This window comes from Bartonella sp. AA86SXKL, from assembly GCF_042196885.1.
Map to the genome: position 1 here is coordinate 1 of NZ_JBHIRE010000200.1, position 882 is coordinate 882.

The following is an 882-nucleotide window of genomic DNA, read 5'->3' on the forward strand; positions in this document are numbered from 1 at the left end:
GCTAAACGAATACGAATCGTATCTGTCGACACAAGATAAGGTAAAATGAGAATACCAACTTCAAATAAAACAACAATTGTAATAAAAATTCCGCTCAAAAATTTTATTATTCTGGCGCGCACAATCTTCCTCTATACTTTTGCCCCTATAACAGATTAAAAGCACATCTTAATTATCGTTAAAAAAGTTCTTATAATCTTAAAATCCGTCATACTTATTTAATAATTGTATTATTCTTGTTCTTATCCAAAGTTTATTGAAACGGCAATGTTGCTGCTGCTTAACAAAGCAATTATTCTAAAATCTCTCGAAAACCAAAAAATATATAACATTCTCAAACCATCCTTAGCATTCCCAGATTAATACTGCTACAAAGCTCTATTGTATCGTCAGCAAATGCTTTACAAACAAAACAAATAGGCCTCATGAAAGGATCGTTCCTATGAACAATATTATTGACGGAAAAAAGCTCGCTGAAAAAATTATTATGAAAGTTAAGGCTGAAACAACTAAATTGCGCAACAACTATAAGATACAACCTGGTATCGCTGTCATCATTGTTGGAAACGACCCAGCAAGTCAGGTATATGTCACGTCAAAAAGCAAAAAAGCCGAAGAATGTGGTTTTTTTTCAATCAAGCATATGATTTCAAAAGAAACACAGGAAAAAGAACTCCTTCACCTCATCGCAACATTAAATTCCGATCCCCAAATCCACGGTATTTTGGTACAACTTCCCCTCCCTGATCATATTAATACAAACCGCATAACACAAGCCATCGCTTTCCAAAAAGATGTTGATGGTTTTCATTATATCAATATAGGAAAACTCGCAGCAAATGCACTTGAAGATGCTATCATTCCCTGCACACCAGCTGGTGC

At 34.6% G+C, this 882-nt stretch carries 1 protein-coding gene; it reads left to right on the forward strand.

Annotated features, from left to right (window positions below; translation table 11 throughout):
- Positions 1-442: 442 nt before the first annotated feature.
- A partial coding sequence (locus tag ACFIO5_RS10965; RefSeq protein ID WP_375705420.1) for a tetrahydrofolate dehydrogenase/cyclohydrolase catalytic domain-containing protein occupies positions 443-882 on the forward strand: 440 nt, incomplete at its 3' end.